This window comes from Asticcacaulis sp. AC402 (assembly GCF_000495835.1).
In the GTDB taxonomy this organism is placed as follows: domain Bacteria; phylum Pseudomonadota; class Alphaproteobacteria; order Caulobacterales; family Caulobacteraceae; genus Asticcacaulis.
The window spans coordinates 164,465-180,040 of the sequence record NZ_AWGC01000001.1; the positions used below are offsets into that span (position 1 = coordinate 164,465).

At 61.5% G+C, this 15,576-nt stretch carries 11 protein-coding genes and 1 pseudogene; 2 read left to right on the forward strand and 10 right to left on the reverse strand.

Going from position 1 to position 15,576, the window contains the following annotated elements:
• Positions 1-47 precede the first annotated feature (47 nt).
• The 8 genes and pseudogenes from ABAC402_RS21870 to ABAC402_RS41200 form a co-directional block, all read right to left on the reverse strand.
• Positions 48-2,147: a PQQ-binding-like beta-propeller repeat protein gene (locus ABAC402_RS21870; protein WP_023447749.1), complete on the reverse strand. Its 2,100-nt coding sequence runs from the start codon at positions 2,145-2,147 to the stop codon at positions 48-50.
• A complete protein-coding gene (locus ABAC402_RS21875) occupies positions 2,144-3,130 on the reverse strand; it encodes an alpha/beta hydrolase (protein ID WP_023447750.1) in 987 nt (328 codons plus the stop codon). The genes ABAC402_RS21870 and ABAC402_RS21875 overlap by 4 nt, the downstream gene beginning before the upstream one ends.
• 184 nt (positions 3,131-3,314) lie before the next feature.
• A complete protein-coding gene (locus tag ABAC402_RS21880) occupies positions 3,315-4,373 on the reverse strand; it encodes a sugar phosphate isomerase/epimerase (RefSeq protein ID WP_155847268.1) in 1,059 nt (352 codons plus the stop codon).
• Positions 4,374-4,378: 5 nt separating this feature from the next.
• Complete coding sequence (locus ABAC402_RS21885; RefSeq protein WP_031235012.1) at positions 4,379-5,476, reverse strand: Gfo/Idh/MocA family protein; 1,098 nt, start codon at positions 5,474-5,476, stop codon at positions 4,379-4,381.
• Positions 5,469-7,007 (reverse strand): sugar MFS transporter, encoded by a 1,539-nt coding sequence (locus ABAC402_RS21890; RefSeq protein ID WP_023447753.1) that lies wholly within the window; start codon positions 7,005-7,007, stop codon positions 5,469-5,471. Before ABAC402_RS21890 ends, ABAC402_RS21885 begins: the two co-directional genes overlap by 8 nt.
• A 111-nt stretch (positions 7,008-7,118) precedes the next feature.
• Positions 7,119-7,871, reverse strand: a complete 753-nt coding sequence (locus tag ABAC402_RS21895) for a hypothetical protein (protein ID WP_023447754.1) — start codon at positions 7,869-7,871, stop codon at positions 7,119-7,121.
• A 124-nt stretch (positions 7,872-7,995) separates the two neighbouring features.
• Entirely contained in the window at positions 7,996-8,829 is an 834-nt protein-coding gene (locus ABAC402_RS21900) for a helix-turn-helix domain-containing protein (RefSeq protein ID WP_031235015.1), read from the reverse strand.
• Between the two features lie 77 nt (positions 8,830-8,906).
• Positions 8,907-11,055: pseudogene (locus ABAC402_RS41200) on the reverse strand (alpha-glucuronidase family glycosyl hydrolase).
• Positions 11,056-11,549: 494 nt separating this feature from the next.
• On the opposite strand from ABAC402_RS41200, the gene ABAC402_RS21910 reads away from it, so the two are divergent.
• Complete coding sequence (locus ABAC402_RS21910; protein WP_023447758.1) at positions 11,550-12,308, forward strand: FadR/GntR family transcriptional regulator; 759 nt, start codon at positions 11,550-11,552, stop codon at positions 12,306-12,308.
• Positions 12,309-12,310: 2 nt separating this feature from the next.
• Here the strand turns inward: ABAC402_RS21910 and ABAC402_RS21915 are convergent, their stop codons facing one another.
• Positions 12,311-13,519: a glycosyltransferase family 4 protein gene (locus ABAC402_RS21915; protein ID WP_023447759.1), complete on the reverse strand. Its 1,209-nt coding sequence runs from the start codon at positions 13,517-13,519 to the stop codon at positions 12,311-12,313.
• A 367-nt stretch (positions 13,520-13,886) separates the two neighbouring features.
• A complete protein-coding gene (locus ABAC402_RS21920) occupies positions 13,887-14,816 on the reverse strand; it encodes a ribokinase (RefSeq protein ID WP_023447760.1) in 930 nt (309 codons plus the stop codon).
• Positions 14,817-14,921: 105 nt separating this feature from the next.
• Here ABAC402_RS21920 and ABAC402_RS21925 point away from each other — a divergent pair, with 105 nt between their 5' ends.
• Positions 14,922-15,539: a TetR/AcrR family transcriptional regulator gene (locus ABAC402_RS21925; protein WP_023447761.1), complete on the forward strand. Its 618-nt coding sequence runs from the start codon at positions 14,922-14,924 to the stop codon at positions 15,537-15,539.
• Positions 15,540-15,576: the final 37 nt, after the last annotated feature.

Here is a 15,576-nt window from a genome sequence, read left to right on the forward strand (position 1 = left end):
CCTTCGCTTGCTCAGCACCTCCCCCGCGAGCGGGGGAGGATTGGAACTTACGGCAAGCTGTAGACGATGATCTCGCCGCCGGGCTTGACCTTGGGATTCTTGCCGCCGCCGGCCGCCACCGCGACATACTGCTTACCGCCCACCGAATAGGTCGCCGGGGTCGCGATACTGGAGGTCGGCATGGTCGTCTCCCACAACAGCTTGCCGGTCGTCTTGTCGAAGGCGCGGAACTTGTTGTCGAAGATAGTGGCGCCGATGAAGAGCAGCCCGCCCTTTGTGACCACAGCACCGCCATAGTTTTCGCTACCGGTCGTCTTGTCAGCCAGTTCAGGATATTCGCCGAACGGAATCCGCCACAGATATTGCCCGGTGTTCAGATCCATGGCGTTCAGAGTCCCCCACGGCGGGGCGACCGCCGGATAACCGTCCGGATCGAGGAAGCGGTGATAGCCGTCAAAAGCATAGTCATCCTCCGCCGTCGACGGGTATTCCGGCGCCGGTTTCGCCGTGTCGTCGCTGATATAGGCCACGACCGCAGTCAGTTCCTCGGGGCTCAGGGCGGCGCCGAAGGCCGGCATCCGGCCGGCCCCATCGCGGACCTGTTTGGTGATCTGGTCAGGCGTCAGCCGCTTCGACACGCCGAAGACGGCCGGGAATTCCGGCGGGCTGCCCTTGCGGTCGTCGCCATGACACGACGCGCAAACATTGGCATAGACGGCGGCACCCGAGACCTCGCCGTTGGCCGCTTTTACGCGCGGCTTGAGCTTCATCGTCCAGGCCATCTCATTGGCGTTGATGTATAGCACGCCGCTGTCCGGATCCCAGGCCGCGCCGCCATATTCGCCGCCGCCATCCATCCCCGGAAACAGGATCGTCCCTTGCAGCGACGGCGGATCGAAGGCACCGCGATTGCTGGATTTCGCCAGATGCGCCCGCGCTGCCGCGTTGGCGGCGGGTGTGCGCCGCGTCAGCATATCCTCGGTCAGGCGCTGGCGCGCAAACGGTTCGGGTGCTGCCGGCAGACGCTGGGTCGCAGCGGCCTCTTCACCCGGCACGGTCGAAGGCAGGCCGGGAATGTCCCGGATCGGGTACAGGCTCTCGCCTGTGGTCCGGTCCAGCACCCAGACGACGCCGGCCTTGGTGATCTGGGCCAGGGCCGGGATATCCTTGCCGTCGCGGCGCACGGTGACCAGGGTCGGCGGGGTCGGTGGATCACGATCCCACAGGTCGTGTTTGACCAGTTGGAAGTGCCACAGGCGCTTGCCGGTCCTGGCGTTCAGCGCAACGATCGACGTGCCGAACAGGTTATCGCCGTGGCGGTCGGCGCCGTAAAAGTCCTTGTCGCCCATACCAGCCGAGGCCAGGGGCAGGTAGACGATGCCGCGTTCCGGATCGAGGGTGAAGCCCGACCAAGCATTGGCGCCCATGGCGGTCTTCCAGGCGTCCTCGGGCCAGGTTTCATAACCGAATTCGCCGGGATGCGGGATGGTGCGGAAGGTCCAGCTCAGCTTGCCGGTGCGGACGTCATAGGCGCGGACATGGCCGGGCGTATTACCCGTGCTGCCAATGACAATCAGGTCCCTGTAGACCACACCTGGTGAGACGACATTGACCGAAACGCTGTTGGGATCGCGGTCGAGATTCTGTCGCAGGTCGACGGCACCTTTGGTGCCAAAGGTATGGAACGGCTTGCCGGTGGCGACATCGACGGCGATCAGCTGATTGCGGAAGGTGAAGAGTATGCGTTCTTCGCGGCCGTCGGTCCAGTAGGCCAGGCCGCGCAGGCGGGCGCGCGTGACCGGCTCGCCATAGGCGGGGTCAAACACCCAGGTCTGCTTCCCCGTCTCGGCATCGAGGCAGAACAGGCGGCCCTTGGGCGAGACGAAGAATAGCCGCCCGCGGACGATCATCGGGTTGCCTTGCATGTCGCCGCCCTGGAAGCCGTCGCCGGACTCGAAGCGCCAGGCGACCTTCAGGTTCTTGACGTTGTCTGTATTGATCTGGTCCAGAGTCGAATAGTGGGTGCCGTGCGGGTTGCCGTGATAGACGGGCCAATCTGCGCCGGAACGATCGGCCGACAGGTCCAGTTTCGGCGACTGGCACGACACCAAAGCAGCACAGACCAGCAGGGCGGTAAGCTTCGTCATCCGGCCAGCCCTTCGCGGTTCAGGAAGGCCGCCAGAAGCTGCGACCAGAGATGCCACGGCTGGTCCAGCTCCGGCTTCATGCCGAAACCATGGCCGCCGCGGGCGAACAAGTGGGTCTCGACCGGGATGTTGCTGGCTTTCAAAGCGTCACGGAACAAGGTGGAGTTGGCCACCGGGACGGTCGCATCGTCTTCGGCATGGCACAGGAAGGTCGGCGGGGTCCGGTCGTCGACATTCAGTTCCGGACTGTGGCGGGCAACCTGTTCGAGTGTTGCCGGGCCGCCGAACAGGGAGCCGAAGACCCCGTCATAGGCGACCTTGGGATCCAGGCTCAGGACGGGGTAGATGGGTGCTGAGGCAAACGGGCGGGCGTCCAGTTTATCGGCGCCGTCAACAGCGGGATAGAGGTTCTGGGCATGGCGGGTGGACAGCGAGGCGGTGATAAAGCCGCCAGCGCTGAAACCCGTGACACCGACACGGGCCGGATCGATTTTGAAGGTGGCGGCATGGTGACGGATGACCCGCATGGCGCGCTGGGCGTCGATCAGGCCGATCTCGGCGCGGTTGTTCCAACCGTCATTGGCCAGGCGGTAGAACAGGACGAAGCAGGTAAAGCCCTGGCTGGTGAGGAAGTCCGCCAGTTGATAGCCTTCGTGGTCGAAATAGTTCCAACTAAAGCCGCCACCCGGGATGATCAGCATGGCCCCGCCATTCGGATTTTTCGCCGGGAAGACGGCCAGCCGCGGCGTGGAGATGCCCTGTACGCGGCGCAGGCGGATGGCGGGGTCGGTCGAGACCTCTTCGACGATTTCTGTTAGCGCCGGACCTTTAGGGGGCGTCGGCCAAAGGTCGATCGTCGTCGCCGGCGTCGGCCACGCGATCGGCTTTGGGGTGGCGACTTCCGGCGCGGCGGTCTGAGCCACAGCGGCGCCTGCCGTCAGGGCCAGGGGCGAAAGGAGCAGCGAGCGGCGCAGAGTGTCCATGACGAAATCCCAAGCAGTAAAGGTCGTCTTTATCTCCCTCTCCCCGTTGAAGGGGAGAGGGTTGGGGTGAGGGGTATATCCACGACAGCCCGTGCGAGCGGAAACAACCCCTCACCCTGCCCTCTGGGCATCCCTCTCCCCTCAGGTGCGGAGAGGGAAACAGCGCAAACCGCGCCTCTTCCTGTTAGTCCTTCAGCCCCAGCACACGCAGGTTGAAGTCGCCCGACTTCTTGCCGCCGGCGAAGTCGTCGAAGGCTTTTTCGGTGACGTGGATGATGTGGTCGCGGATGAAGGTAGCACCTTCGCGCGCACCGTCTTCCGGATGCTTGAGGCAACATTCCCACTCCAGCACAGCCCAGCCCTCATAGCCATAACCCGCCAGCTTGGAGAAGATGCCCTTGAAGTCGACCTGACCGTCACCCAGGCTACGGAACCGGCCCGGACGGTCGACCCAGCCCTGGTAGCCGCCATAAACGCCCGAGCGGCCGTTCGGCAGGAATTCGGCGTCCTTGACGTGGAACATCTTGATGCGATCGTGATAGATGTCGATATAGCTGAGATAGTCGAGCTGCTGCAGCACGAAGTGGCTGGGGTCGAACAGGATGTTGGCGCGCGGATGGTTGCCGACCTCGACCAAAAAACGCTCGAACGTCGCACCGTCGTGCAGGTCTTCACCCGGATGGATCTCATAGCAGCAGTCGACACCCGCGGCGTCGAAGGCATTGAGAATTGGACGCCAGCGCCGGCCCAGTTCGGCAAAGGCCTCCTCGACCAGGCCCGCCGGGCGTTGCGGCCACGGATAAAAATAAGGCCAGGCCAAGGCACCTGAGAAGGTGGCGTGGGCCTTCAGGCCCAGGCGTTGCGACGCTTTGGCGGCCAGCTTCAGTTGTTCCACCGCCCAGGCCTGGCGCTCTTTCGGCTTGCCCTGATAGGCCAGGGGCGCGAAACCGTCGAACAAAAGATCATAGGCCGGGTGAACGGCGACCAGTTGCCCCTGCAGGTGGGTCGACAGTTCGGTCACTTCCAGGCCGTGCGAGGCCAGCATGCCCTTGACGTCGTCGCAATAGGTCTGGGACGCGGCTGCCTGTTCCAGGTCGAAGATATGTGGCGTCGAGGTCGGGATCTGCAGGCCACGATAGCCAAGGCCGGCCGCCCACTTCGCCATGGTGTCGAGTCGGTTGAACGGCGGGTTGTCGCCGATGAACTGGGCCAGGAAGATGGCCGGGCCTTTGAGATTGGTCAGTTTGGTCATATCAGGTCTTTCAGGGCCAGCCATTGACGCCGGTCGCTAGATTGCACTGCGGCGGTGACAAAGGCCATGCCGCGGACGCCGTCCTCGATGCCCGGAACCAGGGTGGCCCGGCCGATCATAATCTGGTTGGCGAAATCTTTGTAGAGATTGGCGAAGGCTTCGACGTAGCCTTCGGGATGGCCGGCGGGCAGACGCGTGCCCGCCTGGGCTACGGGCAGCAAATAAGGAGAGCCGGCATGACGTACCTCTGTCGGCCCGTCATGCCGGTTAAGCGTCAGGGTGTTGGGGGTCTCCTGACGCCAGTCGAGACCGCCGGTTTCGCCGTAGACCCGTAAACGTAAGCCGTTACGGTCGCCGGCGGCGATCTGGGAGGCGATAAGCACCCCGCGGGCACCGTTGTCATAGCGCAGCAGGATGTTGCAATCATCATCGAGCGCCCGGCCCGGGACTACACGGCCAAGGTCGGCATACAGCTCGGTCGCCTTGAGACCCGAGACGAACTCGGCCAGCTGGAAGGCGTGGGTCCCGATGTCGCCGGAACAGCCGCCCAGGCCGGAACGCGACGGGTCGGTGCGCCAGTCGGCCTGTTTGTTGGACACGGCCTGCGTCAACCATCCCTGGCTGTATTCAACGACGATCTTCCGCACCTTGCCCAGCACACCGTCGGCGACCAGTTGCCTGGCCTCACGCACCAGCGGGTAGCCGGTGTAGGTATGGGTCAGGCCATACTGTCTGCCGGTGGCGCGGACGATGTCGCGCAGCGACTTGGCTTCTGCCAGAGTCAGGGTCGCCGGCTTGTCGCTCATGACGTGGACGCCCGAGGTCAGGGCTTTTTGTGCGATGGCGAAATGCGAATCGTTGGGCGTGGCGACGCAGACAAAGTCGACCTCGCCGGAACTCAGCATGGCGTCGATGCTGGGCCAGGATTTTACGCCATAGGCCGCAGCACCTTCCGCCGACTTGACCGGATCGCGACTGAAGACGCCACCGGCCAGGACGATCCGGCGATCCAGCTGAGCTGCCATGACGTGGACGGCGCCGATGAAAGATCCCGGGCCGCCGCCGGCCAAACCCATGCGCAGTGGCTTAGTCATCCTTCTTTTCACCCAAAACCACCGGCTTGTAGCCGCCACGAGAACGGAACCAGAAGATCAGGCCCAGATAGACCAGCAGAGTGAAGAGCGGCAGAAGGGCCATTTCCTTCAACGCGTCCTTCTTGGCTGTGACCGAAAGTTCGGTGAAGACCGCCTTGTCGGCGTCTGGTGCCGCGGCGACCTTGGCCTCGTCCAGAGCCGGGTAGCGGCCGAAAATGCTGACCTTTTCCTGGGTCAGATAGGTGGCTGTCAGGGCGGTGCCCTGGGCTTCGTCGTGGCGCTTCAGGCCTTCGCGAGTCGAAGAGTCCTGGGTGGCGCCCAGAAGGACCGTGCCCAGGATACCAGCGGCCAGCATGCCGGCGCCGCCAAACATATTGATGCCGACGGCACCCGCCTTGGGGAACTGTTCAGACGCCACAGCCATGCTGGTGCCCCAGAAGAAGCTCTTGCCAATGCCGTAAAGCGTCGCTGCAGCCAGAATGGCCGGACCGGTCGCGCCGGCCATCATAAAGATGCCGACAGCGGCCAGGGCCGACGCGAAGGCCAGCACCCCCAGCGGCTTGAACTTTTCGATCAGCGTACCAGCGAAGATGCGGATCACGAAGACGATCAGGTTGGTGTAGATCAGCACCCAGCCGGCGGCGAGGCCGATCTTTTGCATTTCCGGCCCCATCAGCTCCGAAATCCAGCTGTCGGTCGCCAGTTCGGTCACCGCCAGCGGCATCATCAGCAGCAGGAGCAGGATGAATAGCGGGCGGCCCGGTGCACGCGCGAAAAAGGCGTAGATCAGGGTCAGGACAGCGACGGCGCCGAAGGTCGCAACCGGCGGCAGCGAGAAGACGCGGCCGATTTCCAGCATGATCAGGGACGACAGGATAAAGGCCGAGACAAAGCCGGCCTCGCCCAGCATGGTGCGGTAGGAGACGCCATGGGCAACGCGTTCGCTGACGGGGAATTTTTGTGCGAGCAGCAGGAAAGTATAGACCAGGATCGGGATGATCATCAGTCCAACCGTAACGCGCCAGCCGGCTTCCGGGGCAAAATAACCCAGGGCCATGGCCAGGAGTCCGCCGAGAATCATGCCGCCTGGCCAACCGGCATGCAGCCGGTTCAGCCATTTCGGCTTGTCATGGCTGTAGACCGTGGCGATCAGCGGGTTGGCGGCGGCTTCGACCGCTCCATTGCCCAGCGCCATGATGAAGGTGCCGATATAAAGCATCCAGTAGCCGTCCGCCATAAACAGCAAACCCAGGCCGACGACGTGACAGATAGCGGCAAACCAGTAGGTCAGCTTGAACCCGACCTTATCGATGACCAGCGAGATCAGGACGATCGAGATGGCGAAGGGCCACAGGCCAACCCCGGCCAGTTCACCCTTCTGGGTCTCGCTGAGGCCGAATTCGGTCCCCCAGTGCCCAATAACCAGGGCGCGCAGAATAAAGCAGAAGGACGTCGCCGTAATGGCGGCGAAGGACATGGCGAACAGACCGCCATTGCCTTTTGTCGCGGAAATTGAGGTATCGGTTGTCAAGGTTCCCTCCCGAGGAGCCGCCGCTTAGGCTGCGGATTTTGACTCGGGAGGTAAGCATAAAGTGTAATCGATTACAAATGGAAATACTGATGAGATAAGCGCTTCGTCGCCCTACCCGGTCAGCCACTGCTCCGCTATGGATTTCCACGCCGGCCAGAAATAGACCCAGCAAGACGCCACCTGCACGGCCGTCATGAAGACCGCTCCCCACACGAAGGCGGGTACCAGGCGGCCAAGATGCATAAGGTCGCGCACTGCCATCATCAGGGTCAGGACGATCGGGGCGGCGTTGAAGGCCAACCAGAAGGTTGTGAAGTTGAACGAAAGACCAACGCTCTCCAGCAGGCCGAGAATGGGGCCGGTCAGCCAACGGCCATAGCCGGCCGTGGTGATGGATATCAGGGCCAGCATCATCAGGCGCTTGTGCGCTTGCGCGTTGGCGCGCAGGACAATGGCGGCGGATGCCAGGACGCCGAACATGACTACGCCAGCCATGGCGATGACCATGAAGGCAGTTTTCGCGCCAGACGTTCCCAGGGCGCGGCGCTCGAAATCGATCTCCGCCCACGGGCCGACAATCAACATGAACATGAGCAACAATATGCCAAAGCTGCCGAAGAGTTTATGCAGCGAGTATTTTCCGGCACGAATGAGCAGGATCTGCACGGTTTGCAGCACCATCCAGCCTACATAGGCAGCGGCATGGATATGGACTATCAGTGGATAGTGAAGGCCCTGCATCCGTTCGTATTTTTTGGCGATGTCGCCGCCAAAACCGGCAAACATGCCGATCCAGATGACGACCATCAGAAAGAGGAAGAAATGGCTGTCCCGGCTTTTGGGGAGCGCTGCTGTGTCCGACATGTCCGTATCTCTGTGAAGGAGGGCTGGCCCCAGTTTACAGGCGGCAGGCCCTTTTTCGGTGGTACGGAACGGACAGGTTACGTGCGTTTCCCGAAAAGGGGCGTCCACCTTATCGGATTGCGCTCTAATCTTCGCGGAAACCGAACCGTCGCTCGGGCGAAGCGGCTTCAACCGTGCGAAAATCGTTGGGCGCCATCTCACAGAATTCGCGGAAATCTCGCCGGAGATGGTGATAGTCATAATAGCCGGCCTCAACGGCCAGGCTGAGCCAGTCATACGTCGGATAGCGATTGCTGAAGCGGACCAGTTTATCGAAACGGGTAATACGAGCGAACAGCTTGGGCGATACGCCAATCCGCTCATCAAAGACGCGGCGCAATTGCCTTGCGCTGATGCCGTGGCGACGGGCCAGCCGATCGATCTCCATCGATGGATGTTGCAACAGGCGGAGCGCTATGGCATCGGCGGCTGCCATCGGACGCTGCCTGCGTTGATGGTGTCGCTGAAGCCAGGTTTCGGCGGCGCGAATCCTGCGGCCGGAGTCTTCTGTATCTTCGACCTCACGGATCAGGCCAGCAAAGTCCGGCGGAAAGACGGCTTCAGCGTCGATGTCGCCATCGGTTAGTTCGCCGAGATTCAGACCCGTAAGTGCGTGCAGCGCGCCGGGCTGAAACTCGATCTGGTAGACGCTGAAATCTCGCCCGCCCTCACGCAGGGTCGTCCGGGTGGGCTGGCCGATCAAAACGGCGCGCGGCTTTCGTCTTGACTCGGTCGCGTAAAGGGGCCGGATCCATTCCGGATCACGGCTGTAAAAGGCCAGGGCCGGCGACGGGCGAGGCCAATAGGGCTTCAGCGGGACGGATTCCGATGTCGCAAAACTCAGTCGGATAATCTGATGTTGACGGATGAGGTGAACCAGGTGGGGACTGGGTGGCAGAAACTCAAACCGGACGAACATGACAAAGCCCCGCAACTTCATTGTTCACCATAGCCTGAATTGTGCGTCAGCAGGTGGTAAAAAACGGTCTGCGTGCTTTACCCCTGCCCCGGCGCGTACGGGAAAACGCGCTTGCGGTAGTCTTCCACGGTGATACCCGGCAGGGTATAGCCCGCCGGCAGAGGCCGTTTTGACACCGACTGGAAATAGGTCAGGCAGGCGTCGCGCCACCACTGGGCCTCGCGCTCCTGAGTTTTCAGGTTGGCGGCTACGGCATCGAAGCGCGCCGCATCGATTTTGCCTGCCAGCCCGACCCAGATCCGACGCATGCCCGACACCTCGTCGACGCCCTGGCTGTAGGTGACAACCAGTTCATCCCACAGCGGCCGACCCGACTTCATCTTGAAGTCCCACGGCACATGGTGGAACCACAGCAGGAAGCGCTCGTCGGTCTTTTTCGGGTCGATCCAGGGCTTGGCGGCGGCAGGGTGATATTGCGCCAGGGCGTTGGAGCCGGTCTTGGTGCGGTCGAAGCCGATGCCGTTGAGATCGGCCCTGTGGTAATAGGCCGGGTTCCATTCGGGCCGGCCCAGTTCCGACACCCACGGTCCCGGACCGTAGTGGTGGCCGGTGTCCATGAGGTGCGCCAGGCCGAGCGGTGTCATGTAGTGAACGACAGCTTCGCGCGAACCCATCATCATGTTCACAACCGGTTCGACGACCGCGGGGTCGTTGCTCCAGGTCAGGCGCGCCCAGTCCCTGGCGATGTCAGCGCTTTTTGCGTCCGGATTCCAGGCGAAACGACCAAAGGCGTACCAGTTGGCCTGGTCGAAGTCCGAGCCCGACCAGTTACGGTCGTCGCCGATGTTGGCCACACCGGCCATACCGGTGAGTTTATGGCCGTCCAGCGTCCCATCGATGACCTTCGCCACGGTCGAGCCCTTGCCCCTGGGCGAAGGTGTCGGCCTGCAGGGCTTCCTCCCACATCGGCGCCAGATAGGCGAGATGAGTGGCGAAACCGAGATATTCCTTGGTTATCTGGAACTCCATCATCTGCTGGGTTTTTGGCATGGCGCCGAACAGTGGATGGAAGGGTTCGCGCGGCTGGAAGTCGATGGCGCCGTTCTTGATCTGGATCAGGACATTGTCGGCAAACTGGCCGTCGCTCGGCTGGAATTCGAGGTAGGCCTGTTTGGCGCGGTCGGTGGCGTCGTGTTCGGAATAGACGAAGGCGCGCCACATGACGATGCCGCCGTGCGGTTTCAAAGCCTTGGCCAGCATGTTGGCACCCTGGGCATGGCTGCGTTTGTAATCGCCAGGACCAGGCTGGCCTTCGGAATTGGCCTTGACGAGAAAGCCACCGAAGTCGGGGATGACGGTGTAGATCTCATTGGCTTTCATCTGCCACCAGGCGGCGACAGCCGGGTCTTCCGGATCGGCGGTTTTCAGCCCGCCCAGTTCCATCGGGGCGGAGAACCGCGCCGACAGATAGACCTTCATGCCGTAGGGCCGCAGAACAGCGGCGATGGCCGCGGCCTTCTTCAGATAGGGCTCGGTCAGGGAGTCGGCCTTGGCGTTGACGTTGTTGAGCACGGCGCCGTTGATGCCGATAGAGGCATTGGCGCGGGCATAGTCGGTGTAGCGCGGATCGACCAGGTCGGGCAGCCGCCACCAGTCCCAGATCGAGTCACCCGCATAACCGCGCTCGACATGGCCGTCGAGATTGTCCCAGTGGTCGAGAACGCGCAGGTCCAGTTTCGGGGCTTCGCGGATGTCGAGGCCGGCGGTCGGCTGGCCCGTCTGGATGAGTTTCAGGTAGCGAAAGGCGCCGTACAGCACGCCGATGTCACTGCCGCCGGCGATGATCGTGACCGGATGGCCGTCAAGGATCGTCGATTTGATGACGAAGCCTTCGCGATCGAGGTCGGCCGGGATAGCAAAACCGCGATTGTCGGCGGGCGTGACGAGCACAATGGCACCGTCTGTGATGGTTTTGCTGGTCAGAGGTGTTGAGCCCAGCATGCCGCCCAAGCCGCGCTGAAGTTCTCTGGCTGCCGCATCGAATGTCGGGCTATTGGCAGTGACAATGACGGTGGCTAGGGTTTTGTAGTCGGAGGTCTTTGCGGCCTCGACCGGTTTGTAGCGCAGCCAGAGGTCATAGCCGTCCTCGCCTCTCATAGGGTCGGCGTGGGCGGCGGTCGTGGCGCAGAGCAGCAGGCAGAAGGCGATCAGCAGTGGACGAAGCATTGGCATATTCCTCCCGGTGCATCCGGTTTTGCTGTTTAGAACCGCGAATGAACACGAATAAGCGCGAATGTTCCGACCGGTTCTGACGCTGCCAAGCTGCCGTTCTATTCAAGTCGTGGAACCACCGATGGACACCGATAAACACGGATTTATTCGCGTTCATTAAAGCGAGATGGCTTTAGGTAGAATCACCATCTCGCTCTAAGTTTTTGTTTTGTCGCGCAATTTATCCGAAAAGCGCGTCACACTTTATCGGATTGCGCTCTAGCGTTCATTCGCGGTTTCAAGCCCTGTTTAGATCAAGCCGCTTCGCGGGATCAGATTGCCCTGAAATCCATGTTTATCGGTGTCCATTCGTGGTTCAAAATCTAATCAGCTCTACCAGTTGAACATCCTCCCGTCACGCAGACGATTCATCGGCAGGCAGTTCCTGCATTAAACTTGTCGTCTGAAATTGCGCAGTATATGAAACCTCACGTCCATATGCATTGCCAATGTCAGTATCCAAAAAGCTCTACCGCCAAATCGCCGATTCCATAGCCGCAGACATCGACTCGGGACGCTACAAGCCCGGTGACCGGCTTCCGACCGAGCGTGACCTGGCTGTTCAGTTCGGCGTCTCGCGCCCGACCCTGCGTGAAGCCTTGATCGCCCTGGAAATCCTCGGCATGATCGAAGCCAAACACGGCCTTGGCATTCTGGTCACCGAAAACAAGGGCAAGGCCGCGCCGATCAGCGATTCCGAAATCGGCGCTTTTGAGTTGATCGAGGCACGGCGGCTGTTCGAAGGCGAGGTCGCGGCCATGGCGGCGACCCTGGTCCATGACGACCAGATCGCCGAACTGGAAAAGCTGGTGCTGTCTATGGACGATCCCGATCCAGCCAAGGCCGAGGCCGCCGACCGCGAGTTCCACATCAGCATCGCCAACATTACCGGCAACGGCGCCATGGTCGCCTGCGTCGAGAATCTGTGGGACTGGCGTTATCGCTCGCCCCTGGCCAAGGCCATCCTGGCGCGGGCGGCGGATCTCGGCATGAAGCAGCGCATCGACGAGCATACCGGCATTATGAATGCACTGAAGGCGCGTTCATCGGTACAGGCGCGTCAGGCGATGCATGACCATATGGACCGGGTGATCGATCACCTGCTGAATGCAACCGAGGTACTTGCGGTCGAAAACGCCAAACAGGCCTGCCATGACCGCCGCAAGGCGATGAGCCGGCGGTTCAAGGCCTTGTCTGCCAGCGGGTAGAACTACCAGTCTATGCCAGTCGCCTCCCGGAACAGGCCCAACTGCTTTTCCAGGCAGAGGGGCAGGCTATAGCTATCGACGATCGTCGCCCGGGCATTGTCGCGTAGCCGCTGCTTGTCGGGATACTCCATCGCCGCCAGGACGTCGTCCGCCACCTTAGCGGGGTCGAAGAAGTCGGTGAACAGGCCGTTTTCCTTGTCGCGCATCACCTCGAGCACGGGGGCCGTGTTCGACGCCACGATGAAACAGCCCATCGACAGGGCCTCCATCAGCGACCACGACAGCACGAATGGATAGGTCAGATACAGGTGTAACGACGAGACGCTCAAGACCGACAGATATTCACCATAGGTCCGCTGGCCCAGAAAGTGGACCCGACCTTCCGGCAGTTCGACCTCCTCCAGCATCTTCTCACGCCACTTGGTTTTGGAACCGCCGACGCCGTAGGAGACCTCATCGCCGCCCATCACCAGGACCGTGGCCTTGGGCCGGCCCTTCAGAATCGCCGGCAGGGCGCGCATGAAGGTCGGAAAGCCGCGCACCGGCTCCAGATTGCGCGCGACATAGGTGATGACCTCATCGGCCTTCGTAAGCACACGGCCGTTATCCAAGGTGATGCTGGCATCCGGTTTCTGTTTGACATGTTCGGTATCGATGCCATCAAAGATGGTCCGAATGCGATCCCGTGCCCAGGCCGGATAGGTCGACTTCTGCCAGTCCATGGCGCTCCAGCCCAGGTCGGCGATCGATTGGGCAATCTGAAGGTGGGAGTTCGACACGCGCAGATGACAGGCGCCGTTCAGGGTCTGCGGCCTGGCCGGATCGAAGGTGGTCATCGGCCCGTCGGGCTCGAAAAAGTACTCGCTGTAAGAGATCAGAGGGGACGTCGGATAGATGTCTTTCAGGAAAAGAGTCTCGCCCCAACCGGGGTGCCCGACCATCAGGTCGGGGATGAACTGTTTGGAAGCCAGTTGCTGGCACACCCGCACGACGGCCTGGCCGTGCAGGACGGCGTCTTCGACGCTGCGCAAGTAGGGGTGGGTGTCCTTTTTCACCTCACGCGGAGCCGGATAGGTCAGTCGCACCACCCCTTTCAGTTCGCGATCGTCGCGTCTCGTGATAAAGGCAACCTGATGGCCGCGCTCGGCCAGATAGCGAGAAATGTGCTTGAATTGCCCCGGCATATTGCGGTGGACGAACAGGGCTTTCATGCGCGCTTCCGGTTATCGTTTTTGCGGTAACCCTGTCTATGCGGTGATGCACAACGGAGCAAGCCTTCACTTAGTCTCTACCGCTTTGCCTGCCGGCAAGGCCGGGGGATAACTAAACAGCGGATGGCCCGGCGAAAAGCTAAACTCTATTTGCGCTCTTTCTTCGCCGCGCTCTGCGCCACGAAACGCACCGCCAGGCGCGCCGGCAAGGGATGGCGCCAGGCGTGGACAATAACAATGGCCCAAGCCAGGCAAGGCTGTAAGCTTTTGCACTGCATGACGGAAGCCGGGGCGCTGATCGTGCCTGAACGAATTGGGCTTAGGCGCCGGTTCGCAGATGTCAGGCAAAGCGAAAAGACTTGCGTGCTCAGAGGGCAATCTGTGGTTGCTGCGCCATCAGTTCGGCCACTTCGGCCGGCGTCGGACAGGCATTGGCCGATGGTTTGGTCACCGACAGGGCGGAGGCGGCGCAGCCATAGCGCATGGCCTCCAGCAGGCCGTCCCCGGCGACCAGACGGGTGACCAGGGCGCCGTTGAAGATATCGCCTGCGCCGGTGGCATCGACCGCCTTGACCTTGTAAGCTGGCAACCGGACCAAGGCGCCATCCATGAGGGCGGCGCAGCCTTCCGAGCCCAAAGTGACCAGGGCCTGTTTAGCACCGGCGGCTATCAACGCATTCAAGCCGGTGATCAGGGAGGCATCGGATACGTCGGAAATGCCGGTCAGACGCATCAGTTCAGTTTCGTTGGGCGTGACGAGGTCCGCCAGGCGCATCAATTCCATCGCCGCCGGATCTACCGGCGCCGGATTAAGCACGGTCAGGACGCCGTGTTGGCGGGCAACGTCCAGGGCGCGGCGAACAGTGGCCAAGGGGACTTCGAGCTGTACCACCAGGGCGGAGGCAGAGGCGATGAGGCTACTGGCGGCATCGATATCGCCGGGTGACAAGAGGCCGTTGGCGCCAGGCGTAACGACGATCATGTTCTGGCCGTCTTCAGCGACCAGGATATTGGCCAGACCGGTCGTGGCACCGGGCATGCCCTTGACATAGTCGGTCAGTACGCCGTTTTGCGCCAGAAAAGCCGTCGCCTGGGGGGCCAGGGCGTCATCACCAACCGCAGCGACCATGTGGGCGGGTGGGCCCAGCTTTGCGCAGGCGACGGCCTGGTTCAGGCCCTTGCCGCCGATAGCCTGGCGCATGGCCTTGCCGATGATAGTCTCATTGGCTTTGGGCAGGGCTGTAACGTCGAGAAAGACATCGACATTGATACTGCCGGCAACGACGATATGCGACATGGCGGTTTTCCCTGTTTCGCGCAAATTTGCATGAAAACAGAAGTTTGCCAGCTTTTTCTGATTGCGCCTTCAAATTTTTACGCAGAAGGCTTAGGGTGGGTGGCCATGGGGAAACCGCTACAGTCACGGCTGAAACAGCGCAATACGGCCAAGATCCTGGACGCAGCCCAGCATGTCTTTGCGACCTATGGTTACCACGGCGCCACTATCGACAAGGTCGCGGCGCGTGCCGACATGTCGCAACCCAACCTTCACAACTATTTCAAAACAAAGGCGGACCTTTATGCCGCCGTACTGGACCAGACGCTGAGCCTTTGGCTGGACCTGATCGGCGATCTCGATCCAGCGGGGGAGCCCCAGGAAGAGCTGCGGCGCTACATCGGTCGCAAGATGGAGCTGTCACGGCAGTTTCCGGAATCGTCACGGGTATTTGCCAATGAGGTTCTGCAAGGCGCTCCGGTGCTGAAGGTGATGCTAAAAACGCGGGTTCGCGATAAAGTCCGTCTGTTTGCCGAGGCGATCGACGGATGGGTGGCGGCGGGAAAGATTCGCAGCGTCGATCCATACCATCTCGTGTTTTTGATCTGGAGCGCGACCCAGCACTATGCCGACTTCGGGGCGCAGATCCGGGTGATCATGGACGTGCCGAAACTGACAAAGGTGCATTTCGAAGCGGCGGAGGAGTCGATATCGGAGATCATCGTGCGCGGGTTGGCCTTGTGAGCTTGGAACCGGCCGCGTAGCGGCAGTTATCCAAAGA